Below are 25,290 nucleotides of genomic sequence, written 5' to 3' on the forward strand. Positions count from 1 at the left end.
TGTGTATCGCCCGGGCGCGGCAACTCAACGATTCCAAGCAAGCCGGGAGTTCTTCATGTCTGTCTTTTTCGCACTGCTCGTCCTGACCTCGTGGATCCTGTTCATCTGGATCTGTGATCCGGACGGATTCCGCACAGCCTTTGCGCGCCGTCCGCCCCCGATACCGCATCATCCGGAAGGGTGATGCTGAAAGGTGCTTCGTCACCTCGCGCTCCCGCTCCTACGGTTTTCGACCGCGACACGCTGCTGCACTCCGGATCTCGGGGCCGCCTGTGCGTGGCCGCGTCATGAGCGGGCCTAAGCAATCAAATCGCCGCCTCGCCGAGACCGCCTCGGCTAGGTGGGCCAATACAAGGGTTCTGACATGATCATCGTCGCTGCGGCGGATTTTTCCACGCGTTCTCATCGCGCTCTGCGCCAGGCCGGGCTTATCGCTCGCGCCCGCCGTGCCGAGCTGCACCTCGTTCACGTCGTCGATGAAGACCTGCCCGCCGAGCTGGCCCGCATGGAAGAGCGCGAGGCTCAGCGCGTCCTGACAGAGCAGATCGGCTCGATGCCCGAGCTGCCCGACACGCGTTGCCATGCGACTGTGATCAGGGGGCACCCTTTCGATGGGATCTTGCGCGCGAGCGCCTCAGTCGGCGCCGATCTCATCGTCATGGGCGCCCATCGCAAGCAGTTTCTGCGCGACATCTTTACGGGGACCACCATCGAGCGCGTCATCCGCGGAGGAAAGTATCCCGTGCTGATGGTGAACAACGAAGCCCAGCGGCGCTACGAACGGGTTCTGGTGCCGGTCGACATGTCGGAGACATCGGCCGATGCGATCCGCTTCGGCCTGTCCGCTGGGCTTTTAGAAGACGGAGCGACGCTTCTTCACGCCTTCTCGCCGGTGGCGAAGAGACGATTGCTCAGCTCTGGTGCGAGCGCCGAGGTCATCAGTGGATATGTCGATAGCCAGCGTCACGGCGCGATGGAGGACATGAGCGCTTTTCTCGTGGCCAATGAGTTCGCCACCCAGCGATGGTCGCTCAGGGTCGACGAGGGCGCGCCCATGCAGGTGATCTCGCGCGCTTTAGCGGAAAAGCGGCCGGACATGCTCGTACTGGGTACTCACGGCCGATCTGGGTTGCTCCGAGCGTTGATTGGCAGCGTCACAGAAGAAGTGTTGCGGTCCGTGAACGTGGACGTTCTCGTCGTTCCTCCGACCGGCAGGCGCTCGCGCCAAGCGGTCGAAGCTGTCATCAGCCAGCAGCTTGCCGGTGGCGCTGTTGACGAAATGGACCAGGCAAGACCCGCCACACAGACGTGCGAAACTCCCCCTTGCGATCCGTCTGCCGATGCGAGGGCACCTGAATAGGAAGTTGCGGTCCATGATCTGGACCTTGCGCCTCCGCAGGACCGAGCGAGATTGCGGATCAATACGTAAGGCTCGGCTCGATCACGGCTTGACAACCTCGGATATCGAAAATGCGGCCCTGCGGATTCCGTCTCACTCTTTTATGTCCCGACGAGGGTGCCAGTTACACCGGAAATAGCAGCCCCATCACCAGGGCTGCAGTAGTGCGAATTTGGCGATGAACCCGGGCAGCGGCGGCAGCCCGGCGATGACCAGCGCGCACTTGCGCGCTGGGTGCCGCCATTCAGGCCAAATTTCACCGCGTGGCTGCACCAATACTGCTCGGAGGGGCGGGTCTTGTCACGCGCGTTTGTTGCGGTGACAGCCGCGCCAAGGCTCTAATTATGTTCGGCGCCGAGCGTTTGCACAAGATCAGCGACCTCGCGGCCGTTCGCTAACGGCACCAAGCCGATTTGCGCGACCAGCGATGCCGGCTCAGAGCTCAGCGCAGTGACGACGTCATCTTACTTGGCGCGCTGAGGCTCTGTGAGCCGACCGCTAGAGCGCAACTCATCCAAGGTCTTGCCATAGCAGTCGGTGACCGGCGGCCTGTTGGTGGGAACCGCTACGACGCCATTGGCATGGACCGTAATGCTTAGCCTTCTGTCGGCCGTGACATAAAGAGCATCGCCACTTTTGTCGACCCTGGAGAGATACCCAACTCGCCAACTCTGATCTGCTTGAGCGTAGCACAGGATAGTGGCCGGAAGATCGCGAAACACTGGCTCGGCCGCAGCTCCCGTCGCTAGGGTGACGAGAGCTGAAATTAGGACACCCGCCGGCCGTGTCGGTTGAGGTATGCCGGAGACATTTGCCATTACGCTCCTTTCGACTTTATCGCCGATGATTAGCATCAATAATAGAGAAAAGGACAGGTAGGCATCGGGGTCAATCCGTATCCGGTTCACCCTTTGTCGCACCGGCTGGTGACGAACGAATGGGTACAACGAGCTGCACCATCACGTGATGCTTGCCTTAATGTCCAATGCGCCGACCGACCCCTAAACATTCTGCATTGCACTCATCGGCCGCGCAGCTCCCCGATGATTTCTAGTCAGTTCTGTTGGGGAAATGCCCATGCGAATTGAGAGACAGACGATCGCTCCGGACCTGGCTCGCAACCAAGGACAGTTATGCTGCTTCGGTCTCCGCTTGAGGTACACCATTCGGCCGAGGAGCCTTCCGATAGTCCGATCAAGGCTGCCCCAAGCGGGCTCAGCACCGAAACCGCGTTTGGTTGGTTAGACCGGTCGCCTGGGAGCACAAGGACTATTCGCCTCTTGGCGCCGGCGATGTTGTCGCGTACTTCCACATGTGAGTTGACGGCCACAACATTTGGTGGAAGTTGATCATCAGGGACAATTGTCGCTCGCTCGATTTCCCTTAGTACGTTTGAAGCGGCGGCCGTCCCGCGACTATTCGCCAGGGCGGTAGTTGCAACGGCATACAGCTTCTCCCGATCGGCCTCTGAGATAGTGATCGGTGGAAGTGCTGCTTGGTGCTGATCATCAAAGATATTCATCTTCTCGGAGTCCTGTCCTATCCAGCTGCGCAATTTTCGCATCACGCGCGCGTTCTACAAGCGAAAAGATTTGCCCATCAGGATCAAAACAATTGATGTATTGAGCTCATCTTCGCGTTGGGACGATCCTCACAAAGGTCCGGACCAATAGGATATAGACGATCTATCGATCATGAAACTTGCACTCATACTCCAATAAAATTCGTTTGCGTGTTGCATCCATGCGCGAGAAACTGAGGTCGTCAGACGCCGTTGTTGAGTGCGCACGCCTGAAGAACGCATCGTTCGCTTGATGTTTCAGCTCACCTGGCGGTGCTGGAAGAAATGGGCCACCAATGCAAAGCCTTAGTCTTGGCCGGATCGCTCTTATCGTAGCTCTGGCCGCCTTGCTTATCCTGACGGGCGGGTGGGCGATGGCAGTATGGAACGCCCCTAGCGACGTCGTGATGGATAAGCACGGTTGGATCGCCTTGGGCCTCGGCACATTCTTTTCGCTTCTCGTGGGATGCGGCTTGATGGCACTAATGTTTTTCAGCAGTCGCAGCGGTCACGACGATGCGGCCGATCCCTTCAGGAAACGGCACGAGCCCAAAGACCGAGTGGATTGTCTCTGAGCGGGCTTCAAGCTGTCCAGTTCCAACTTCAGCCGAACAACTCATCAAGGGAGCGTCGTTCGCGCTTGACCGCCGTGCCCTCAACACGTCCGCACCTTCCGCGGGAGTGATGGCACCTCTCTCCTTCAGACCGAATTAACCTGACGCTGGTCGCGCTACGCTCGGACTTTACGGCGATCAGCAGGCTGCCCGGAGGTTCGTGCATGATCTATTCACCAAGCGATCCGTGAACAAGCGCGCCCGTCCTGATGCGTATGGGCAACCGCGATAAAACCGGTATTCATCTTCCTTACCGACGAAATTCGCTGTTCCGCTAGTTTGCCGTATTGAGTTCGCCCGCTGTTTATCTACAACGCTTCGCGCTTCGCCCCTCGTAAACTACCGTATGGACTACAACTCTTTGATCGTCGGGGAATGACAGACATGGCCTCGGCGGTAGACTTGCTGTTGGACGGGACTATCATCGCAAGCAGATAAACATTCCTATCACAGCTCGGCTTTTCGCTTGAGCCAGCGCTTCGCGGAGATCGGGCGAACCGTCGAACGACAGGAGATTCTTTCGATTACAGAGCGTAGCATCACCGCGTCCGTTCGAGAGCACCTTGTCCTGGCGAAATGCCGCATTTGACTTCGTGCAGCGAAAGCCTAGGTCTGTGTGTATGACATTGAGCTGTGCAAGAGTTCGTAGAGGCCTGCGTTACGCAGGTCATCTAATCGCGGGAAATTAGCCCCGAGCTCGGTGCCGTGCCACCGCGCTCGAGCTCGGGGCAGGTGGAGCAAAACGGATGCCCTACGGTGGCGAGCCGCAGATGCCTGGCGAGTTTTCCTTCCGAAGCCTGGCGCGTGCGCCCACTCCAATCCGATCAATCCGCTGGGAGACGCAGTAGGCCATGAACAGAGAACTCGCGTCACACACTCATGAGCAAATCGAGCGTTCTGCACGATCGACTCCATGATTTCCCCAACTCGCGGGCGAACTGCATAACATTGGTCCTGCCGGCGGTCCCACGGCAAGTGGAGACTAGGCAGCGCCAGCGCTAGGCGGCAACGATAGATCTGGGTCTGGCCACTGCTTGAAGTGCTAGTTGCAAGAACGGAGATGAAACATGACGTCAACACTGCCAAAGGCGACGATGAGCGTTGAGATCAAGCCGCCAATAACGCTTACAGCCAACGATTTCGAACGGCTTTCGCTACTCGTGCGAGTGGTAGAGAACAAGACGCCGGACGCAGCCTCTGTACTTGCGGATGAGCTTGCTCGCGCACACGTCCTTGCTGACGGTCGTCCTAAACAGACCGTTTGCATGGGCTCCGAGGTGCAGTTCCGCGACGACGCCACCGGGAGCGTTCAGGTGATGACGCTGGTTTATCCGGGCGATGCGGACATCTCCCTTCGAAGGATCTCGGTTTTGACACCCGTCGGCGCCGCCCTGATCGGTCTTAGCGCCGGAAACTCAATCACGTGGGAGACACGAACCGGCGAGCTTCGGCAATTGACCGTCCTTAGGGTCCGCGAGCCCCAGCTTGCTTGAGACCGCGTTGTTTCTTCCCGATAGAGTTATTGATGGCGAACACGCTACGAGAACGAGTTGACCGGGGGTCAGTCGCAAAATCGGTCCGATTGTCCGGGCTAGTGAATATTCGTCCGGGCTCGACACTCATGATTCCAACAGCTCAGGCCGGAGATCCGCATGTCTGTATTTGTAACGCTCGTAATTCTAACTTTGTGGGTATTGTTCGTCTGGTTCTCCGATCCCGACGGATTCCGGGAGGCCTTCGCTCGCCGGCGTCGATGGACAAGTCACGCCGACGAAGATAGGTGACCTGCGACGTGTTGAGCACTTCCCATCAGTATGTAGATCCGGTGGACGAACCTGAACGTGCCTTCCTCGAAAGCTTGATCCGCGAGGACTTTGAGCGCAGTCATCCCAGCGATACACTTGAAGACCTTCGGCGCAGGACCTCCTATTCGAGGCATGACAAAGGACTTCTTCGCGATTGGATGGCCTTAGCGGCAGTCCGAGCCAGGATTTCCGCAGGACGCACGCGAGCTAACGGCGCAGCCTGAACGTCTGCTCAGCCGATCGTGCTTTGGCAAAGAAATCGGCGTTGCCGAGGACACGTTCTCATAAATGAGGATCCTGTTCTGAACGTCGTTGCTGCGACCGATTTCTCGACCTGTTCGAACCGCGCGTTGCGGCAGGCCATCTAGCGCGCTCGGCGGTGATCAGCTGCATCTCGTCCATGTTGTGGATGACGATCAGCCAACAGACCTGGTCAGCATAGACGAGCGCGAGGCACGACGAGTGTTAACTGAGCAGATCGCTCTATGTCGGAGCTGCGAGAGTTTGGATGCAGTCCCATCGTGGTTAAAGACTGCCCGTTTGACGGATTCTGCGAGCAACTGCCGCAGCGGACGCGAACGTTCTGGTGGTTCCTCCCGCTAAGCTCTACACTCAGAACTGGCCCAGCATGCGCTGTGATAGACATTAGGTTCGTCAACGATCGTTTCGCAGACTAACCGTTGATTTGGCACCAATCAAAATGGACGGCTATCTCGGCGCCAATTGCATCGAATGGACGAGGACGGGTCACGCCACGCGGGACTTTTCCTCTTTCGGCGGACGGACCGAACACTACCTGCCCTTCCATGCAGCAAGCAGAACACCTAATCGCTTTGATCGACGCCCTAGTTTTAGCTCTATCAATTTCTTTGATGCGACCGGGCAACTATTTTCGCTTGTCCTTGATAGCAGAAGAAGGACACTGAGCAAGGAGGGGCGCGACGGCCATCGCAGGCTAGGCCAAGCAGAACTAGGCGAGGGCTCCGTGCGTCGAGCAAAGCATGCTTGTTCGCGTCCGCCGCAAAGCGGAATGACATCCGACTTACTTCGGATGATCTTTGATGAGGGTCCAGATGGAGAGCCGCACCACCGTCGCGCCATCGTCTAGATACGACGACTTCCTTTATGCAGTGATCTGCGAAGATCGCAATGGAACTCAGGTTAGCGTCATTTCCGCGTTGACACGATTGGATGTTGATCCTTGGGCGGAGGCAACCCGTCTTGAGACAATGAAGGAGACGGACGCAAAGGCGCGATTGATGGCGATGCTCGACCGAGCATCCGCACAGAATTGGAATTCCTCGCAGAAAGACGCGGTCGCGCGGCGGCTGATTGAGCTACTTCCCTCGCCCGAACGGGACTCTTTTCCGATCCGCGTTTCGGAGACCCACGGGCGAATGCTGTTCTGCCTTGTACTTTGGTGGGGCTTTCTGCTCGCAACCGCTGTATTCTCAAACTACAAGGACAAGGTGGACGAGGTCTCTGTTATTCACTCAGGAGCGACGGTCACTTCAAAGAGCGGACCCACCGACAGCGCGAGGAGCACTGCGGACTAGTTCTGCAGGCGCCTCTTTCGAAGCAAGCATGTGCTTATCCGATTCTGCAAGACGGACGCTGGCTGGCGACCGCCAGACGATTTGATGAGAATGAACGGCGCCGCGACAAGTGCCTATCGCAGTCCTTCGATTGGATCCTCTCTTTTTGGCTTACGCCATCCATCTCGAATCGTCATCGAAGGATTGGTCCATCAACGCTTGAGGGCGGACCACCGGAGCGACCAGAACTCGGCTCCGGTCGGGTGACGTTCTCGATTCTGATGATATCCATGTCTCCCGCGGCGAAGTATGGCATTTGGTCTCCCGTCCGAAGGCCGACCAGCGCCGCGCCTAAGCTCGACAGAACGGAGACTTGACTTGGATCGGAGGTGAGGTCTTCAGGCCAAACCAATTGAACCGTCCTTCGTCGAATACCACGATTGGTCCAGTACGTAACCCAAGATCCCATTGTCACAAGTGATTGAATCTGACGAGCGTCATCCGAGACGACGTTAGCACGTTTGATCTCAGCAAGCAGAAATGTTGCATTGTTCTCGCCTCGCTCCGCACTGAGGCACGCGAGCTTCTTAAGGCGCGGATGGTCGGACGCGGTCAAGGAGATGGAAGGTAGAGGCATCACCACACTCCTTTGTTGGGTAAGGCGAGGCGAGCTTCGGATGGAAGCTATCAAGCAGTCAATCTGATGAAGAGGAGCATCCGGACGGCATCGTGTTCTATCGTCCAGCCAGATGCTTGAGTGCGAACGTCCGCCGGCCGCTCAACGTTAGCGTCAATTTCGACCGCGTAGATCATGGTAAGTCAAATATAGGCCTTGGTGGCAACGCATCCATTGCGGCGAAAGCACGCACTAATTGGCTCGCGATCCGCTGCCGCCGCTGACGCCACTTTCATTCCTCTGGCGACATCGCGAGCGGCCGGCATGTCGTCGATAGGTCGAATTCCTCGGCATCATGCTCGCTGACGCTCCCCAACTGCCAATACTCCCTTGATCCGAGCCAGCTCGCACTATGCTGATCAAAGTTGTCGCGGAGCGTAACATCCGAGGCTTCCAGTGCGACAATTCGTTTTGGCGTTCAAAGCGGTTCGAGCGCAACTTCCCTGAACAACTTGCGGCGGCGATATGTTGTGCCGCAAAAAGGTCATGACGGTCCGCAGGCTTTAGCCGCTTCCCCGCTCCTTGTCGCTTAGCTTTGGCGCTGCTTGCCTGGGTCGACTGCGCGTGATTTTGGGTGGATCGCTCGCCGGAAAGGTCTGCTCCAACTGTCGATCCAACTCTTCGTCGAGTTCTCGCTTTTCGCGCTGCTCGCGCGTCTCACTTTCCCTTGGCATCACGAAATCTCCGCTTTTGGCGATCGCAAGCGATGTTCGGTCGCTCGCTCTCAATCAACACCAGCGGGGTCACAGTAGCCGCATTATAAATCAACTCCCAGCGAAATTGGTGGTGAACACTCAGTGAGCCTGATCTGGATGGGACCTTCTCATACGCTTTCAGTTCCCCGGTTGTGGAACAATCAAGATGGCGAAGCTGCGAGCGCATTGCATCAGTCAGTCCGTAGACTCGCGCTTTATAGCGGATGCACATTCACATTGAACGAGAAGGCGATTCCAGCACCAATCGCCTGCCGTTGGTCCCTTCGGCGTTATCCTCGTGCCGCTTGCGTTGACGTAAGGCTTGAAGAAGGACTCATCTGGGTGAGCAACACAGGTTGTGCTACATTGAAATGCCCCGGCTGCACATGAACGGAGATCGCTATGTTTGAGGGCTTCGATGCACTCCTGCTGGCCCGCATCCAGTTCGCTTTCACCGTATCGTTTCACTTTATCTTCCCGGCGTTCACTATCGGTCTGGCGAGCTATCTAGCTGTGCTCGAGGGGCTGTGGCTATGGAGCGGGCGCGCGATTTTTCTCGACCTTTTTCACTACTGGATCAAGATATTCGCACTTTCCTTCGCAATGGGCGTGGTTTCCGGTATTGTGCTAACATATCAATTCGGAACCAACTGGTCGGTCTTCTCCGACCGTGCGGGCCCCATCGTCGGGCCACTGATGGCGTACGAGGTGCTGACGGCCTTCTTCCTGGAGGCGGGCTTTCTTGGAATCATGCTATTCGGCATGACTCGGGTCGGTAAAGGGCTACACTTCGCGGCTACATTGGCGGTCGCTGCCGGCACGCTTTTTTCTGCGTTTTGGATAATAGCCGCCAATTCTTGGATGCAGACCCCAGTCGGACATTCAATCAGCAGCTCGGGGCAGTTCGTACCGACGGACTGGTGGCAAATCATCTTTAATCCATCCTTTCCGTACCGCCTCATTCATACTGTACTGGGCGCTTACCTCACCACCGCATTGGTCGTAGGCGCAGTGGGTGCTTGGCACCTCCTGCGGGCGCCGAACAATGCGGGTGCCCGGGTGATGTTCTCGATGGCGATGGGTATGGTTGTCAGCGTTGCTCCGATCCAAGCTGTTATGGGCGACTTTCATGGCCTCAACACTCTCAAGCATCAACCAACGAAGATTATGGCGATCGAAGGCCATTTTGAGAGCTATCCAGGTGGGGCGCCATTGTACCTCTTCGGCTTTCCCGACCGGGAGGCGGCAGCGGTGCGATACCCATTGGCCATTCCAAAGCTCGGCTCCCTCATTCTGCACCACAGTTCTACTGCGCCCATTGAGGGCTTGAAAACGGTTGCCCGCGAGGAGTGGCCGCCGGTGGGCATCGTCTTCTGGTCGTTTCGCGTCATGGTCGGCCTCGGGCTGTTGATGATAGCGCTCGGAGGCCTTGCGCTTCTCGCACGAATACGCGGCCGCCTTTACGAGTGGCGCATCCTTCTGCGTTTCGCGGTCGCAATGGGACCGGCCGGCTTCGTCGCGGTCATCGCCGGCTGGGTGACCACCGAGGTCGGACGGCAGCCTTATACCGTGTACCGGCTTCTCCGAACCGCCGAATCTGCATCACCGCTTGATGCACCCGCGGTTGCCTCCTCCTTGCTCGCATTCATTGTGGTTTATTTCGCCGTGTTCTCCGTAGGGGCCTGGTATATTCTGCGGTTGATGTCACATGCGCCTGCAATGGCCGAGCCCGGCCTGGAAAGCGGCGATGTGCCTATCCGAACTGCAGGCATAACGCCAGCTTCGGCGATAGACCCAGACCGCACCATCGGAGCAAAGAGGATTTGACCATGGATCTTGCGACGCTCTGGGCATTCATCCTCGCCTTTGCGATATTCACGTACGTCGTACTAGACGGGTTTGATCTTGGAATAGGAATTCTGTTTCCGTTTCTTCAGCCAGGACGCCACCGCGATCTGGCAATGAATTCGGTAGCTCCAGTATGGGATGGCAACGAGACGTGGCTGGTGCTGGGGGGCGGCGCACTTTTGGCCGCATTTCCACTTGCATATGCCATCATCATGCCCGCCCTCTATGCCCCCATCGTTGCAATGCTGCTCGCGCTGATCTTTCGCGGCGTCGCGTTTGAATTCCGTTGGCGCGACGTTCGTCATCAGAAGATCTGGGACTTCTCATTCGCGGGTGGTTCGATGCTGGCCGCTTTCGCGCAGGGTATCGCGCTAGGAGCGCTCCTGCAGGGCGTTGCTGTGGAGGGACGTCAGTATTCAGGCGGCTGGTGGGACTGGCTATCTCCCTTCAGCGTTCTAACTGGCGTTAGCCTCGTCGCTGGGTATGCCCTGCTTGGCTCGACGTGGCTGATTATGAAAACGGAAGGATCGCTGCAGGAACACGCTTTCCGGCATGCCCGGATATCCGGGATCGTAACGGTCATCTGCATTGGCGCCGTCAGTCTCGCCACTCCATTCCTCGAAGAGGCATACTACGAACACTGGTTTGCTTGGCCGAATGTGCTATTCACCGCCCAGGTCCCGCTAGTCGTTGCCATCGTAACGGTAGCGCTCGCGGTGAGCCTGACACGAAGGTACGAACGCCTCCCCTTCGTCTTAGGGCTTTCATTGTTCGCACTAAGCATGGCGGGACTTGGCATAAGCATTCCTAGTCGGGTCAGTATCGATGACGCGGCTGCACCACGGTCCAGCCTCCTTTTCATGCTGATAGGAGCAGGCATTCTGATTCCAACAATCCTTGCTTACACTGCCTATTCGTACTGGACTTTTCGGGGCAAGGTGGATCACGAGGGCTACCATTGACCGACGATCCGTTTTGGAAGCGCTTGCTATGGTTCGTGATGTTATGGATGGCCGGTGTAACCACCGCGGCCACGCTTGGTTACGGGATCCGACTTTGGCTGAAGTGAAAAAGCTTCAGACGCGACACAAAAGATAGCTGTCCCAAATTTCGTGCTGAAACTTGAAAAAGGTTCTTCCGAACGTGGTAGTGCTCCGCAGATATCTTCGACCGACACTTTGGGAGCCTACCCGTCTCTCGGCGAAGCCGGAAGAGACCTCGGCGTTCGGATCTGTATCCCGTTGCAGCGCTCGTGGCCGCATCTATTGACGTCATTGGCGATTTGCCCAGCCTTTCCTAAAGCGTCTTGGCCCTGAGCGCAGCGGCACTAGTTTCGGCCTTCGCTTTAGGGCGATCAGGCATGGGTCCGCATTCGGCGACTGCTGGTCTGGACGCCAATGGACAACGCAAGGTCAGAGGCGGCAGTTTCCACGTTGACCTCGCAGTCGACGCAATGGCTTTTCGCGGAGCAGTAGGATGAGATAATCCTCCTTTAAGGCAACGCCGCGTTCCAGCCCTTCGTCAAGGCGATGCAGCGGAGGGGCATCCGCGTGTCGTTTCCAATGATTGCACCGCTCCGCCAATGGTTGCCGGCGAATTATGGAATTGCACAAGGTTCAGGCGACCAAGCGAGCCGACTCGAACTTCGGCGTTGAAGCCTATCCGGGTCTCTGGCCAACAATCGTAATCCACGATCTGCTTGCACACCACGCTGTGCCAAAAAATCGAAGTCGGTCCCGCGGATGTACTTGCCGGGTTGAAACTACAGTTTTCATTTGCGTTTCCTCTCGGTCGAAAGAGCCGAGTAACGGCACCGGTGAAGCTGAGCCCTCAAATTGATCACATTCGAACGCGGCCTTAGAGCAGGCCAGTCTGGTGACGTTGCTCAATGAGACAGCACGAGACGCTTGAATATGAAGCCAAGCCTTTGCCTGGAATTCAATACGTTTATCAGACGGCGGGCGGATGATGGCAGGCTCCTATTCGGAGCTTGCGGCCGCTAAGCGGAGATCAAACCAGCCGCTGAGGAGTCGGGCCGCCAGTGAAGTGCGCCCACTCCATGGGTCGGGCCATTCGCCACGCGCGTGACCACCCCCGACTTCCATCGAAAAGCGCGCGCAATCCGCCGGCGTAACAAACGTGTCGACACCCTCGAGAAACGCACTTTCAGTCCGACGCGAACTCCTGAAACATTTGATCAGCCGCCCAGATTGCAGCAGTTCAATGCGACATTAGGGTTGGAACATTGGCCGAACTGAGCATGTCGCGCGTCACCCCGCCTAAAATGAACTCGCGCAGCCGCGAATGACCATAGCCACCCATAACAATCAGATCTGCCGACTGTTGTGCCGCGTGAGAACGGATCCTGCGCGACACATCTTGCCCATTAGCAACAATATTCCCTACTTCGACAATTACATCATGTCGAGAAAGATGATGCGCTATGTGTGATCCGGCGATGCCGTCGTCTCGTTTCCCATTCGCTGCAACGGTTACCACTTCAACCCGTCTGGCCCTTGTCAGGAATGGCATCGCGTCGGCTATAGCGCGCGCGGCGTTGCGGCTGCCGTCCCAGCAAACAAGAATCCGATCGAACTTGACTTCGCCGTCCTGGAAACAGGGAACGATCAAGACCGGACGGCCGGATCCCAGCAAGGCCGCCTCGATCATCGCGTCTCCTGACCGTTCGTCCTCATCGTTAGCCTGAGGGAGGATCGTCAGATCGAACCTTCGCGCCGCGTACGCAAGGCGTTCAGGCAGGCTGACCGCTCCTGCACTTAGAACTATCGGCTCGGCGGAGAGGCCCTCCCGCTGGCATGTTTCCTCAAACCGGATTTTGGCGACTTCAGCGGCGGCTTCCATTTCTCGGCGATAATCCTCCAGAACAATCGCCGGAGCCCAATCAAACAACGCTCCAGCGAAGGCGGCGTCCTGCACAAATGCAACGCCAGTGAGGTGCGCATCGAACGTTTTGGCTAACGTTACGGCATAGTCCAGTGCGGGCGATGGCACATCGCGCGGCGGAATGGTCACCAGAACGTCCTTGATCACGTTACTCTCCACTTGTCTTCGCGTATGCGGCTTCGCATCTCGGCAGGGCCTGAAGCTCCCTCTTGCAAGGCCATTAGACAAACGAAATCTATTGACGCTTGATTGCATTTTTCACGTTGCATGAGTGGGACATGGTCTCGCCTTGTCCATCGCACTGGCGCGCGCTCTTGACTAACAGCTAAACGGTCGGCGGTTAGACGCAATGACAGGGCATCGTTGACTTGGGTTCGAGGAGTCTTCGACGCAAATTGCTCCTCGGAAAGGATCATTTGCAGCGCTCGTGAATCCTCTTATTCAATTCGGGGCAAGACCTCGAACTGATGAAACGGCGGCGGAGAAGATAACGTCCACTCCAGCGTGGTCGCGCCAAGTCCCCACGGATTGCCAGCAGCCTTCTCTTTCCGGACGAACGCCAAGATCATGCCAACGAAGAACGTGACCAATCCAGCTGCGGAGATATACGACCCGATCGACGCGATCTGGTTGAAGGCTGCAAATGCATCGGGATAATCTGCAATTCGTCTCGGCATTCCCGACAAGCCGAGGAAATGCATCGGAAAAAATGCCAAATTGACGCCGACGAATGTCAGCAAGAAGTGCAGATTGCCGAGAGCCTCCGAGTACATGTATCCGGTCATCTTCGGAAACCAGTAATACCAGCCCGCAAAGATGGCGAACACCGCGCCAAGCGACAGCACGTAATGGAAATGCGCAACAACGTAGTATGTATCCTGTAACGTCCTGTCGATGCCGGGATTGGCGAGTACAACACCGGTCACGCCACCGACCGTGAACACGAAGATGAAACCTATTGCCCACAGCATCGGCGTTCTAAACGTTATGGAGCCGCCCCACATGGTGGCTATCCACGAAAAGATCTTGATGCCGGTTGGAACAGCGATCACCATGCTGGCCAAAGCAAAATACGCTTGGGCGCTACTGGACATCCCGACGGTATACATATGATGGGCCCAGACTAGAAATCCGATAACCCCAATAGCAAGCAGTGCATAAACCATTCCTAGATAACCGAAGATCGGCTTTCGGCTGAATGTGGAAACGACGTGACTAATGATGCCGAAGCCCGGCAGGATCATTATGTAAACCTCGGGATGACCGAAGAACCAGAACAGATGTTGATACAATACCGGGTCTCCGCCGCCCTCGGGCGCAAAGAAGGTCGTTCCAAAATTGCGGTCAGTGAGAAGCATTGTGATGGCGCCGGCGAGTACAGGCAGCGACAGCAACAACAGGAACGCCGTCACGAGGACCGACCATACGAACAGCGGCATCTTATGCAAGGTCATGCCCGGCGCCCGCATATTGAAAATCGTGGTGATGAAATTTATCGAGCCGAGGATGGACGAGGCGCCCGCGAGATGCATGGACAGGATCACGAAATCGACGGCTGGCCCCGGGTGGCCAGAGGTCGACAATGGCGCGTAGAGCGTCCATCCAGTACCAGCTCCGTCCGAGCCAGGGGCACCTTCGACGAACATCGAGACTATAAGTAACGCAAACGACGACGGCAGCAGCCAAAATGATATGTTGTTCATGCGCGGAAACGCCATGTCCGGCGCGCCAATCATCAGCGGCACCATCCAGTTTCCGAATCCACCCATCATCGCCGGCATGAGCGTGAAGAAAATCATAATAAGGCCGTGGCCGGTCACGAATACGTTGTAGGTATGCGAATTCGTAAAAATCTGCAGGCCGGTCTGCTGCAATTCGATCCGAATCATAACTGAAATGAGTCCGCCGATCAGACCTGCGCAGATTGAGAGCACGAAGTACATCGTGCCGATGTCTTTGTGGTTGGTTGAGTAAAGGTAGCGGCGCCAGCCGCTTGGATATGCGTGATCTCTCTCGCGCGCGTCGGCAACTCTCGTCATGGTCGGATCACCAGCTCCAATCAAGCGGTTCACCCGCGACTGATACAAGGATCGAATGCTGCAATGGCGCTTCAGACGAACGATCTCAGCTCGATGTCCGTCACATCGGCTCCCACGGCAACCCTGCTGTCTCTGTCTCATCGAAGGATGCTCGCGACAAACGAATTTAATTGTCGTTTGAGTGCACGATTCCTGATCATCGGACCGGCGCGCTGCCATGTCCGCTACCTATTTACGAATCAACACCGATTGTGCCTTGGAAGAGCCTAAAGACATGTCTCAGCATCGCGCCAGAACACGCTTGGCTTCGCGGCATATAAAAGCGATGCTGCCCCTCGCGTCATCGGCGAACCGCACCTGATGCTCAGTCTAAACGAGCCGTTGCAGGTACCACGCAACGCGACTTCAGGCACGACCATAAACTGAAACAGTTCGCCTATGGATCATTGCGCCGGCAACCGGATGCGGTTGGCGTCAACGGCTGGTGATGATTGTTTGACAGCCGACAGTTCCGGCACAGACGATTCTTGCTCGGCCGTTCGCCTATCTCTATGATCGCCAAGACGGCTTGACGTATCTAGGGGTCACCACCGGATACATCTCACGAATCTTCCGGAACTCGCGCGCGATCTCTCCATGGCCGGCTGCATCGAGGAATTCGCAGAGAACGGTCTCAGCGTTCGCGTGCACATTGCAACCATCGCCGCCTAGTTGAAGTGACTTAAGTTTATTGATCGCGTCTTCTTTAGTCATCTCGATTTCCTGTTTAGGCAGGACCAGCCACTCTACCTGCCTTCCTCAGACTTGATACGTGTGTCCACGCGGCCGACATGAATCGGACAGACGCTAATCCGGACGGCTTTCCGTCCCGAGCTACGCCTCAAAGCCCGAGATAGGCACGTCGGACTTCAGGATCGCCTATGAGTTTTTCGCTAAATCCGCTGCGAACGATATGACCGGTTTCCATGACGTAACCTCGATCGGCAATCGACAGAGCCAGGTTGACGTCCTGTTCAACCAATAGAATCGTCACGCCCTCCCTGCGGATCGTCGCCAGCACCTCCATCAACTGCTCTACGATGACGGGCGCCAGTCCTAAACTCATCTCGTCGATCATGAGGAGGGTTGGAGCGGCCATCAATCCGCGAGCCATCGCGCACATCTGCTGTTCGCCTCCCGACAAGCTACCAGCGAGCTGACGGCGCCGCTCCGCCAGGCGCGGAAATAGTGCGTACATCTTGTCCAAGTCACGACCTATTGCAGCCTTGTCATCACGGATGAAAGCGCCCATCAACAGGTTGTCCCGTACGCTCATGCGGTCGAAGAGCTGACGACCTTCAGGAACCTGCACGAGGCCGGCTCTAAAAGCACCGTCGGACGTCATCGGCAAGAGGTCCCGGGCATTAAAGGTCATGCCGCCCTGGCAGGGAAGCACGCGCGAGAGCGCGCGCAGCAGAGTTGTCTTGCCCGCTCCGTTGCTGCCGACCAGCGCCACGACCTCGGCCGTGTAGATCTTCAGGGTTACATCCTGCAAGACCGGCATTCCGCCGTAGCCCGCACTTACTCCGCGCACGTCAAGCAGCGGGACCGCTGCCGGGTCCAATTTCATGCCCGCCTCTTGCCGAGATAGGCCTCGACGACCGTTTGGTTCGACAGAACGCGGCTCGGATCGCCCTCGGCGATCTTCACGCCATGATTCAGCACCAGCAGCCGATCCGACAGAGTCCTGATTGCCTTGATGACGTGCTCGATGACAAGGACGCTGATCCCCTCATCGCGAACTTTGCGGATCACTTCGATCACGTCTTCGATCTCGACCTGATTGAGACCCGCCATGACCTCATCGCACAGAAGAAGCTTCGGCTTCATTGCCAACGCCTTTGCCAGCTCGAGCCGCTTGCGGCCGGCCCCCCCCAATTCGTCGGCGCGCTGATCGATATTTTTGGCCAGTCCTACGAAATCCAACTGAGCGCGAGCCTGCTCGCGGGCTTTCGACATGTGGATCTGTCCGCCTCTCCGTCCGAACAGTGCCCCCACGGCGACGTTGTCCAGAACCGATAAACCGGGAAAGGGACGCATGATCTGGAAGGTTCGGCCTATCCCCAGTCTCGCACGGCGATATGCAGGCAAGCGGACAATGGACCTTCCTTCGAAGAGGACGTCGCCGGAGCTAGGAGCCAGCGTTCCGCTTATCAGGCTGACCAGCGTGGATTTGCCTGCACCGTTCGGACCGATCAGGCCGAGGATCTCGCCACGCAGCAGCATGAAGCTGACGTCGTCGACGGCGACCAGGCCCTCAAAGCGCCGCGTGACGTGGCTGATTTCGAGCATCGCCGTCATAGCTGGTGGCTCCGAATATTTTCGGCGAAGTAACGCCAGCCCGTGCTGCGAAAGCGCCGCAGCACGTCGGCCAGGCCCCGCGGCATCAAGACGACCGCGGCGACGACCACAACGCCGAAGAACAGGCCCGCGAGACTGGTGATCTCGCTCGACAGAAGCTCGGAGACCGCCGAAAGCGAAAGCGCCCCGACGACGGGGCCGAAAACCGTCCCGGGGCCGCCAAATACCGCCATGATGATCATCTTGACGTTCAGGCCGATATCGAATGCGCTTTCCGGGTCGATGAACGTAACCCAGTAGGCGTGAATGCCGCCCGCCAGCGCACTGAATACGCCCGAGATGGCGAAAGCCACGGTTTTGTAGAGGGTCGTATTGACACCCATCACCGCCGCGCCTTCCTCGTTTTCGCGGATAGCGATCAATCCAAAGCCGAAGCGGCTGCGCGTCAGCCAGTAGACGGTCAGCGTCGCGAGCACGAGCAGCAGCAGCGACAACTCGTAAAACAGCGGGTCGTTGTTGAGGGGCGGCAAGACGAGCCCGACGTTCCGCCCGGCCAGTTTCACGTTGGAGACGATCGCGGCCATGACCTGGGCGAGCGCCAGCGTCGCGATCGCGAAGTAGTGCCCCCTCAGCCGCAGCACCGGCATCCCGATGAGCACGGCAAACACGACCGCAAGCGCCGCGCCGAACAGGAGGCCGACCCCGAAAGGCAATTGCCACTGCGCCATCGCGATGGCCACGCCGTAGCTGCCGAGCCCGTAGAACACCGAATTGCCGAAGGAGGCATAGCCCGCATAGCCCCCAATGACGTTCCAGCCCTGCGCCAGAACCGCCAGAAGCAGGGCATTGATGCCGAACTGGATGAGCACGTCCGAACCGAACCACGGCACCGCCGCCAAGACGGCAAGCGCGGCCACAAGTAGCATGGTGCGTGCCATCTTCATGCCGCCTTCCCGAGCAGGCCGTTGGGGCGCACGATCAGCACCAACACCAGCACGCCGAAGCTTGCCACGTCGGAGAAAGTCGATCCGATATAGAGCGCGGTCAGCGACTCCAGGATTCCCAGGAACAAGCCGCCGACGATCACGCCGATCGGATTGTCCAGTCCGCCGACGATCGAGATGGCAAAGGATTTGGCCGTCAGCGCCGCGCCGATATATGGGTTGATTTGCGACACCGTTCCGTAGAGGCCTCCGGCGGCGCCAGCCAGCGCAATCCCGATTCCAAACGTCATGGCGTAGAGGTGTCGGGGCTCCACGCCGTAGAGCCGGGCCGCAACCAGATTTTGCGCGGTGGCGCGGATCGCACGTCCGAGCCGTGTGCGCAGCAAGAAGAGCCACATGCCGACCGTCAACACGATTGCAATGCCGAACGCCAGAAGACGCGACACCGGCAGCACCACCGTTCCCAAGGCGATGCTGTTGCCGGCAGAGGACGGGTTGATGGCGCGAAAGTCGGCTGAAAACGCCAACTGAGCCAAATAGGTGAGCACGACCTCGATCCCGAAGGTCACCAGCAGAGTGTTGAACATCGGGGCCCTGACGATCAGGTTCAAAAGACCCCGCTGCACGCCGTACCCTACCGCGAACATCACCACGGCAGTCAGCGGCAACCCCAGAAAGGGGTCGATGCCGGCATAAGTGTACAGGTACCAGGATACATAGCCGCCGAGCATGATGAACGCGCCATGCGCAAGGTTGACGATATTGAGCACGCCCCAGACCAGGGCGAGACCGAGCGCCATTACGGCGTACAAACCGCCTAAGAGTATTCCGTTGACCAACACTTGTGCGAGCAGGTCCACATCGTCCTCTTCTCTGCCGACCGCTCGTGCAATCGGCCTAACGCGCGTTCCAGGCCGGCATCGGATATCGTGGCTGCGCGATGTTGCCATTGACGCCGTAAATCGCGGCCAAGCCGTCGCCCTGGACCTGGATGACCGTCTGGGGGAGATCGATCTGGCCGTTCTCATTGAACGCAATCGGGCCATACAGGCTGTCGAACTTCACTTTCGAGAGTGCGTTCCGCACCTTCTCCGGGTCGATCGTGCCTGCCATTTCGACGGCCTGTACCAAAGCTTCCACGTCGGCGACGCCGGAGGCGGCATGATAATCCGGGTCATATCCGAACTTCGCCTTGTAGACGGCGGCAAACTGCGCGGCATCGCCGAACCAGCGGTCCTTCAGGTCTGTCGAAGGCAGCCAGGCCGTCATGCCAAAAGCGTAATCGGCATCCTTGCCCAACGCCTTGCGGAAATCCTCGCTCGGAACACCAACCGTGAAGGAATACATCTTCGGCGCGACCGCAAGGCTCTTCGCCTGCCGCACGAAATTCAGGATCTCGGTTTCGTGGCCGGCGACCAGCACCGCATCGATGTTCTTGCTCCTGATCTGCGACAAGAGAGAACTGAAATCCGTAGCGTTTGTGCTGTAGCGCTCATCCATGACTAACGTCAGACCTGCTTTTTTCAATTTCGGCCGAGTACCCTCCGCCACCGAAACGTCGAAAGCGTCGTCCGCATATAGCAGCGCGACGGATTTAGGCGCGGGATCAAGTCCCTTCAACATCTCTACTGTCGAACCAAAATAGTTGCTGGCCGGTGCAAGCGTTCCAAAGATGTACTTGAACTTGCGCGAGAAGATCTGGTCAGACGCACCGCCGCCCTGGACCATTGGAATCTTGTATTTCTCGGACACTGCGGAATCCGCTATTGCGAAATTGCTGGCGAATGGTCCCAGCAGAAAATCGACCTTGTCCTGAGAAACTAACTGAGTGTACTGGCGCACGCTGAGGTTCACGTCAGACTGATTGTCGTAAAGCTTGAGCGTGAGTTTGTGCGCTTCATTGCCGACCTTGACGCCGCCGAGGGCATTAATTCGATCGATCGCAAGTTGATAGGCGTCTCGATAGTAGCGGCCCGTGTTGGCCACGGGCCCCGTCAGCTGTACAGAGGCCCCTAGGACGATGTCCTTTGCAACGCCCCTGTCCGATGGCATCGTAAAGGCTGCAGCAACCAGCAAAAGAGCTGCGAGACCAGGGACTTTCAGTATAGCGTTCATCCCTTCCCCCGCGCCTTCAGTTGCCGAATCGGGGTGACGTTAATCGCCGGTTGATCAGGCTTTACCGCGATGAGGACGCTGCATGGCGGTTGATGCAAGATGGATTCGCCGACCGATCCATTCAACCAACGTGCAAGCGTCCCTTGGTCTCGGTGACCCACGACAATCAAGTTCGCGTTCATTTCTCTGGCGGACAGAATTATCTGTTCCGCTGGCTTGCCATACTTAATTTCGCTGGTTGCAGTGCATCCAGCGCGTCGCAAACGCCTTACGCCTTCGTCAAGCACTGACTGGAGTACAAAACGTTGATTGTCTGGAATGTAAGACATTGCCTCCACGATCAGCATGCTTTCGGTCGGGTCTATGATCGCAAGGAGATGAACGGTCGCCCCGCAAGCTGATGCCAACGTTTCGGCTTGGGCCAGAGCTTCGCGACCATCGGGTGAGCCGTCGAAGGCCAGGAGCAATTTTTGAAACATGGCGCAATCTCCCTGGTTGGTACGCTGCTCGGCTAGTGCATTGACTGCCAAGGTCTGAGGCGCCGCCTGCACCGGCCATTATGGAACACGTTCACGCACAGGCACTCGCCCGAAGCCGGCCGCCTGGAATGCGTCAGGCGCGAAGACGGGTGCATCCTCCAAGCCATCGGCGAACAGGTATTGGCTGTGGCTGCAGGCGTCCTTCATTGACAACTCGCGGCAGTAGCGACAACCGATCGCTGTCGAGACTCTCTGAATTAGTCAACAGCAACCGAGCGTCCACGACTTGCCTTAGCGTTCTGAGCATGGAAGTCACCAGCTCAAGTTTCCCCGATTCTTTTATCATCTCGGCCTCCGCCTATTCGCGCCTCGCCGATGCAACGATCGATACGCTAACGTTGTTAGCAACGTATGCCCGAGATCCTTTTTGACAAACGAAAAGTACCACCACTTAATATCGATATTTTTGATGTGAGGCCTCGCCGGGAAAATGAGCTGGCAATCAGGCCACGAGTGGACACTTCGTCAGCGCGGATGGCCGGCTTGACGTAGCCAGTGAGCTCAATGCCGATCAACGCGCTCGAGGATCAACGTGGCTGCGCACTCGAACAAGGCTGGCACAATGGCTCACGCCTGCCGGCCAATGGACCAACTGGACGTCAATGCGCAAGGAGAAGGCGGGCGAGACATCATGACTGACTTTTGGTCGGCGCCGTAGCTCTCTGCAGAGAAGCAGCTAGACGTCGGGCTGCGGAGCGAGCGGTGTGTGCGCGCCTTACGAAGATTTCATTTTCTGCGACTCTCTGACGCCGGGCCCCGTGTTTTCGGAACGGAGCGGGCAACCCGCTGTTGCTCCAACATCCTCAACAACACGGAGCCCGACATGACGCGACGCAGAACTTTCATCGTCGTTGCGGCCGCCGGGGCGATGCTCTCGTCCGCTGCTTCATCGACAATCGCCGCCCCCCTGATGCCGACAGCGACAACCGGTCCTGGGCCGAGCGTGCAGCAGATTCAGTATCGGCATTGGCACGGGCCGTACCGGCACCATCATTGGCACGGACCCCGCTACTACGGTAACGGCGCGGCCGTCCTGCGCGGGCTGGCCGCCGGCGCGATCGTCGGCAGCGCGATCGCAAATAGCCAAGCGCGTGCAAATGCCGACGCCTACTGCGCGCAGCGCTATCGCTCCTACGATCCGGGCTCAGGCACCTATCTGGGATACGATGGAGAGCGTCACCCCTGTCCCTGACGCGTTCTGATGATCCCGTCGAAAGTGCAGGCGGAGAAATGGAACCGGAGGACAGGACAGCCATTTTGGGTATCGGGTGTCCAAATGGCCAAGATTGAAGACTATGCGTTGCTCGGCGATTGCAAGACTGCAGCTCTGGTCGGGCGCGACGGTTCGATCGATTGGCTGAGTCTCCCCCGGTTCGATTCGGATAGCTGCTTCGCGAAGCTGCTCGGCGATGGGCAGAACGGCTACTAGAAACTGTCTCCGGCCGGCCGCTCTGCGGCCGAGCGGCGTTATCGCCCGGCACCCTGATCCTGGAAACAATCTTCGAGACTGACCAAGGCAGCGTCCGCATCAGCGATTTCATGCCGCCGAAAACCGACCTGTCGAAGGTCGTCAGATCAGTCGAAGGCATCAAGGGCAAGGTCGAGATGCACAGCGAGCTGGTGGCGCGCTTCGACTACGGGGCCGGCGTGCCATGGGTGAGCCGGCTTGAGGATGGCGCGGTCAGCATGGTCGTCGGGGAGTCGATGCTGATCCTCAGAACCGACGTGACCATGCGCGGCGAAGCGATGAAGACCGTCGGCTCCTTTTCAGTCACACCGGCCCCAGCGCGTGGCCTTCGTTCTCTCGCACCAAATTTCCTACCAGGATCCTGACACCCCGGAAGACCCCGCGGCCCTCCTGAAACAGGCGGAGCCCTCTGGCGCGACTGGTCCCGCCGCTGCAAGGCAGCGGGGCCGTATTCGGAGGCGGTTCTGCGATCCCTCATCACGCTGAAGGCGCTGACGTTCGGGCCGAGCGGCGGCATCGTTGCCGCGGCGACGAAGCCCCTCTCGGAGCAGATCGGGGGCCTAGAAACCGGGATTACCGCTTCTGCCGGGTTCGCGACCGGCACGCTGACGCTCTTGGCTCTCGGGGGAGCTGATTACTACGACGAGGCGCGCGCCTGGCGGGATTGGCTCGTCTGGGCTGTCGCGGGAAGTCCCAAGCAACTTCAGATCATGTACGTGGTCACCGGCGAGCGCCGCCTGACCGAATGGGAGATCCCGTGGCCGTCGGGCAATGAAAACTCGAAACCAGTCCGGATCGGAAACGTGGCGCAAACTCAGCTTCAGCTCGATGTCTGATGGACGCCTTGTACCAGGCTCGCCGCGGCGGACTCCGCGAGAACAAGCGGGCCTGGGCGATCCAATGCGCCTTGCTCGACCATCTCAAGCGTATCTGAAGAGAGCCGGATGAAGGCCTCTGGGAGGTTCGGGGCGGAGCAAAGCACTTCACCTTTTCGAAGATCATGGCGTGGGTCGCCTTCGATCGGGCGATCAAATCGGCCGCCGAATTCGACATGCATGGGCCGCTCAGGAGTGGGAGGCCGCAGCGCGCCGCGATCCACGAAGACGTATGCCGGCACGGCTACGATGAAGGGCGCCAGACGTTCGTCGAGGTCTACCGCGAACCGCAGCTCGATGCGAGCCTGCTGCTGGTACCGGCCGTCGGCTTCTTGCCGCCCGAGGATCCGCGCGTGATCGCGACCATCTACGCGATAGAACGCAAGCTGCTCGCGGACGGCTTGGTGCGGCGGTACGATACGGGTGCGACGAAGGACGGTCTCCCGCCCGGCGAAGTCATGTTCTTGGCTTGCAGTTTCTGGCTGGGCAGATGCGTATCATCTAATCGGCCGTGACGCAGATGCCAAGACGCTGTTCAAGCGGCTTCTTGCGCTCCGCAACGACGTCGGCCTGCTCTCCGAGGAGTACGACACCTCGCGGCGGCGCCTGGTCGGCAACTTTCCGCAGGCCTTCTCCCACATCGCGCTGTTCAACACCGCCCACAACCTCACGCACTGCGAAAAGCCGTCGGAGCACCGCGGCGGCAAAAAGGCCTTTCCGAATAAGGGCAAGGAAGGGCGGGCTCCGCTCAGAAGGTAGCGATGGTAGTGAACTCGACCGCCGCGACCGCTCCAGTCGGTCCTGGCGAGCGCTCGCGCCCACACGTACGCTTTCCGGTTGTGCTGGAGGGCCAGCCTGCGCTGGTGACGGGCGCAAACTCCGGATCGGCGGCGCGGTCGCGCTCGGACTGGCCGCTTCGGGCGCGCATGTTGTCGTCATTACGTCGTGGATCCCGCCGCGCCTGATAAGGTCGTCCATGAAATCGAGGCCGGTGGCCGGAAAGCGACGCGATTAATGCGGACGTCGGCAACGAGGAGGATGTCCGCTCGATGTTCGCTCGGGCGATTGATCATTTCGGGACGCTGCACATCGTGGTGAACAACGCTGGATTGCAGCGCGACGAACCCTTTCACGACATGACCATCGAGCAGTGGAATAGGATTCAGCGTCAATCTCACCGGCCAGTTCCTCTGTGCCCGGGAATCCGTCCGCGAGTTCAGAAGACGCGGTGCCGTGAAGGATATCTCGGCTGCCGCCGGCAAGCTGGTTTGCATGAGCTCCGTCCACCAGGAGATACCCTGGGCAAGCCACGCGAACTATGCGGCATCGCAAGGCGGCGTCATGCAAATGATGCGAAGCGTCGCGCAGGAAGTGGCTCCGCTCGCCATCCGCGTCAAGGGCGTGGCGCCGGGCATCATTCGGACGCCCATCAGTCGGCCCGCTTGGGAGACCAAAGAGGTCTACGAAAACCTGATGACGCTTGTGCCCTACAAGCGCATAGGCGAGCCCGAAGTGTTGCCCAGCAGTTGCTTGGCTTGTCTCCGATGCGGCCGACTACGTCACGGGCGCGCCCCTGTTCATCGACGGTGGCATGATGCTGTTCCCAGGGTTTGCGACCGGCGGTTAGGCAGCCGGCTAAGCGGCCGTGCTCGCAAAGAGGTGGGTCTAGCCACCGATCGGCCCGTCGCGCCTCAGTGCCGATCGTTAAGCTGCCTAGTCAGCGAGCCTTATGCGGCCTTTCGTGCAATGCGGATCTCGATTTTGCACCCGCTGCCTTACTCAGCACGTCAACGTTTGCGGTCGCATTCCGAACACGACACCCAGTTCTGCCATTGTAATGGCCGAAGGGCTTCAGCGACGTCATTTTGCATCAGAACTGCACTGATCATGCATTGAAATGACAATGAAATTCGTTTGCGAGATCCCATCTCTG

The 25,290-nt window shown here is 58.3% G+C and carries 22 protein-coding genes and 2 pseudogenes; 13 read left to right on the top strand and 11 right to left on the bottom strand.

Translation table 11 applies throughout. From position 1 onward, the window contains the following. Positions 1-55 precede the first annotated feature (55 nt). Positions 56-184 carry a hypothetical protein gene (locus IVA98_RS37015; RefSeq protein ID WP_256468183.1) on the top strand — a complete coding sequence of 43 codons (129 nt, stop codon included), beginning with the start codon at positions 56-58 and terminating at the stop codon, positions 182-184. Positions 185-364: 180 nt separating this feature from the next. After that, the gene (locus IVA98_RS27510) at positions 365-1,360 is read left to right on the top strand and encodes a universal stress protein (RefSeq protein ID WP_247355834.1); all 996 of its coding nucleotides are present in this window, start codon (positions 365-367) and stop codon (positions 1,358-1,360) included. A 1,093-nt stretch (positions 1,361-2,453) separates the two neighbouring features. Here IVA98_RS27510 and IVA98_RS37755 read toward each other — a convergent pair. Further along, complete coding sequence (locus IVA98_RS37755; protein WP_524536431.1) at positions 2,454-2,963, bottom strand: GreA/GreB family elongation factor; 510 nt, start codon at positions 2,961-2,963, stop codon at positions 2,454-2,456. A 1,678-nt stretch (positions 2,964-4,641) separates the two neighbouring features. On the opposite strand from IVA98_RS37755, the gene rnk reads away from it, so the two are divergent. Both rnk and IVA98_RS27525 read left to right on the top strand, forming a co-directional pair. Then, entirely contained in the window at positions 4,642-5,067 is a 426-nt protein-coding gene (gene rnk / locus IVA98_RS27520; RefSeq protein ID WP_247355836.1) for a nucleoside diphosphate kinase regulator, read from the top strand. A 1,385-nt stretch (positions 5,068-6,452) separates the two neighbouring features. Then, positions 6,453-6,935 carry a hypothetical protein gene (locus IVA98_RS27525; protein WP_247355837.1) on the top strand — a complete coding sequence of 161 codons (483 nt, stop codon included), beginning with the start codon at positions 6,453-6,455 and terminating at the stop codon, positions 6,933-6,935. 172 nt (positions 6,936-7,107) lie between these two features. On the opposite strand, the gene IVA98_RS37760 is transcribed toward IVA98_RS27525, so the two are convergent. Beyond that, positions 7,108-7,551: a GreA/GreB family elongation factor gene (locus IVA98_RS37760; RefSeq protein WP_524536418.1), complete on the bottom strand. Its 444-nt coding sequence runs from the start codon at positions 7,549-7,551 to the stop codon at positions 7,108-7,110. 1,136 nt (positions 7,552-8,687) lie between these two features. Between IVA98_RS37760 and IVA98_RS27530 the strand changes: the two genes are divergently transcribed. Both IVA98_RS27530 and cydB read left to right on the top strand, forming a co-directional pair. Next, positions 8,688-10,112 (top strand): cytochrome ubiquinol oxidase subunit I, encoded by a 1,425-nt coding sequence (locus tag IVA98_RS27530; protein ID WP_247355838.1) that lies wholly within the window; start codon positions 8,688-8,690, stop codon positions 10,110-10,112. 2 nt (positions 10,113-10,114) lie between these two features. Continuing rightward, on the top strand, positions 10,115-11,095 hold the full coding sequence (gene cydB / locus IVA98_RS27535; protein ID WP_276577993.1) for a cytochrome d ubiquinol oxidase subunit II: 981 nt from the start codon (positions 10,115-10,117) through the stop codon (positions 11,093-11,095). Between the two features lie 1,258 nt (positions 11,096-12,353). Here the strand turns inward: cydB and IVA98_RS37330 are convergent. From IVA98_RS37330 to IVA98_RS27580, 8 genes are all read right to left on the bottom strand, one after another. Continuing rightward, complete coding sequence (locus IVA98_RS37330) at positions 12,354-13,184, bottom strand: universal stress protein (protein WP_247355841.1); 831 nt, start codon at positions 13,182-13,184, stop codon at positions 12,354-12,356. Positions 13,185-13,474: 290 nt separating this feature from the next. Continuing rightward, positions 13,475-15,076 (bottom strand): cytochrome c oxidase subunit I, encoded by a 1,602-nt coding sequence (gene ctaD, locus IVA98_RS27550; RefSeq protein ID WP_247355842.1) that lies wholly within the window; start codon positions 15,074-15,076, stop codon positions 13,475-13,477. Between the two features lie 880 nt (positions 15,077-15,956). Next, entirely contained in the window at positions 15,957-16,685 is a 729-nt protein-coding gene (locus IVA98_RS27555; RefSeq protein ID WP_247355843.1) for an ABC transporter ATP-binding protein, read from the bottom strand. Next, positions 16,682-17,416, bottom strand: a complete 735-nt coding sequence (locus IVA98_RS27560) for an ABC transporter ATP-binding protein (RefSeq protein ID WP_247355844.1) — start codon at positions 17,414-17,416, stop codon at positions 16,682-16,684. Before IVA98_RS27560 ends, IVA98_RS27555 begins: the two co-directional genes overlap by 4 nt. Further along, positions 17,413-18,360, bottom strand: a complete 948-nt coding sequence (locus IVA98_RS27565) for a branched-chain amino acid ABC transporter permease (RefSeq protein ID WP_247355845.1) — start codon at positions 18,358-18,360, stop codon at positions 17,413-17,415. The genes IVA98_RS27560 and IVA98_RS27565 overlap by 4 nt, the downstream gene beginning before the upstream one ends. Beyond that, the gene (locus IVA98_RS27570; RefSeq protein ID WP_247355846.1) at positions 18,357-19,220 is read right to left on the bottom strand and encodes a branched-chain amino acid ABC transporter permease; all 864 of its coding nucleotides are present in this window, start codon (positions 19,218-19,220) and stop codon (positions 18,357-18,359) included. The genes IVA98_RS27565 and IVA98_RS27570 overlap by 4 nt, the downstream gene beginning before the upstream one ends. A 37-nt stretch (positions 19,221-19,257) precedes the next feature. Next, the gene (locus tag IVA98_RS27575; RefSeq protein WP_247356088.1) at positions 19,258-20,412 is read right to left on the bottom strand and encodes an amino acid ABC transporter substrate-binding protein; all 1,155 of its coding nucleotides are present in this window, start codon (positions 20,410-20,412) and stop codon (positions 19,258-19,260) included. 59 nt (positions 20,413-20,471) lie between these two features. Beyond that, entirely contained in the window at positions 20,472-20,954 is a 483-nt protein-coding gene (locus IVA98_RS27580) for a universal stress protein (RefSeq protein ID WP_247355847.1), read from the bottom strand. 883 nt (positions 20,955-21,837) lie between these two features. Here IVA98_RS27580 and IVA98_RS27585 point away from each other — a divergent pair. The 4 genes from IVA98_RS27585 (at position 21,838) to IVA98_RS36865 (ending at position 23,318) form a co-directional block, all read left to right on the top strand. After that, complete coding sequence (locus IVA98_RS27585) at positions 21,838-22,206, top strand: BA14K family protein (RefSeq protein WP_247355848.1); 369 nt, start codon at positions 21,838-21,840, stop codon at positions 22,204-22,206. 84 nt (positions 22,207-22,290) lie between these two features. Next, on the top strand, positions 22,291-22,443 hold the full coding sequence (locus tag IVA98_RS27590; protein ID WP_247355849.1) for a trehalase-like domain-containing protein: 153 nt from the start codon (positions 22,291-22,293) through the stop codon (positions 22,441-22,443). Positions 22,444-22,553: 110 nt separating this feature from the next. After that, complete coding sequence (locus IVA98_RS27595) at positions 22,554-22,847, top strand: hypothetical protein (protein WP_247355850.1); 294 nt, start codon at positions 22,554-22,556, stop codon at positions 22,845-22,847. 126 nt (positions 22,848-22,973) lie between these two features. Then, the gene (locus tag IVA98_RS36865) at positions 22,974-23,318 is read left to right on the top strand and encodes a glycoside hydrolase family 15 protein (RefSeq protein WP_253075106.1); all 345 of its coding nucleotides are present in this window, start codon (positions 22,974-22,976) and stop codon (positions 23,316-23,318) included. On the opposite strand, the gene IVA98_RS37335 is transcribed toward IVA98_RS36865, so the two are convergent. Further along, positions 23,303-23,539, bottom strand: a complete 237-nt coding sequence (locus IVA98_RS37335) for a hypothetical protein (RefSeq protein ID WP_346657742.1) — start codon at positions 23,537-23,539, stop codon at positions 23,303-23,305. The two genes, IVA98_RS36865 and IVA98_RS37335, sit on opposite strands and share 16 nt — an antisense overlap. On the opposite strand from IVA98_RS37335, the pseudogene IVA98_RS36870 reads away from it, so the two are divergent. The 3 genes and pseudogenes from IVA98_RS36870 to IVA98_RS27605 all read left to right on the top strand — a co-directional run. Continuing rightward, positions 23,477-23,872 (top strand): annotated as a pseudogene (locus tag IVA98_RS36870) (glycoside hydrolase family 15 protein); the annotation flags it as partial. The gene IVA98_RS37335 and the pseudogene IVA98_RS36870 sit on opposite strands and share 63 nt — an antisense overlap. After that, positions 23,781-24,116 carry a glycoside hydrolase family 15 protein gene (locus IVA98_RS37340; protein WP_346657743.1) on the top strand — a complete coding sequence of 112 codons (336 nt, stop codon included), beginning with the start codon at positions 23,781-23,783 and terminating at the stop codon, positions 24,114-24,116. The pseudogene IVA98_RS36870 and the gene IVA98_RS37340, both read left to right, overlap by 92 nt. Before the next feature lie 290 nt (positions 24,117-24,406). Beyond that, a pseudogene (locus IVA98_RS27605) lies at positions 24,407-25,253 on the top strand (SDR family oxidoreductase). Positions 25,254-25,290 lie beyond the last annotated feature (37 nt).

It is taken from the genome of Bradyrhizobium sp. 160, assembly GCF_023073735.1.
Taxonomy (GTDB): Bacteria; Pseudomonadota; Alphaproteobacteria; order Rhizobiales; family Xanthobacteraceae; genus Bradyrhizobium.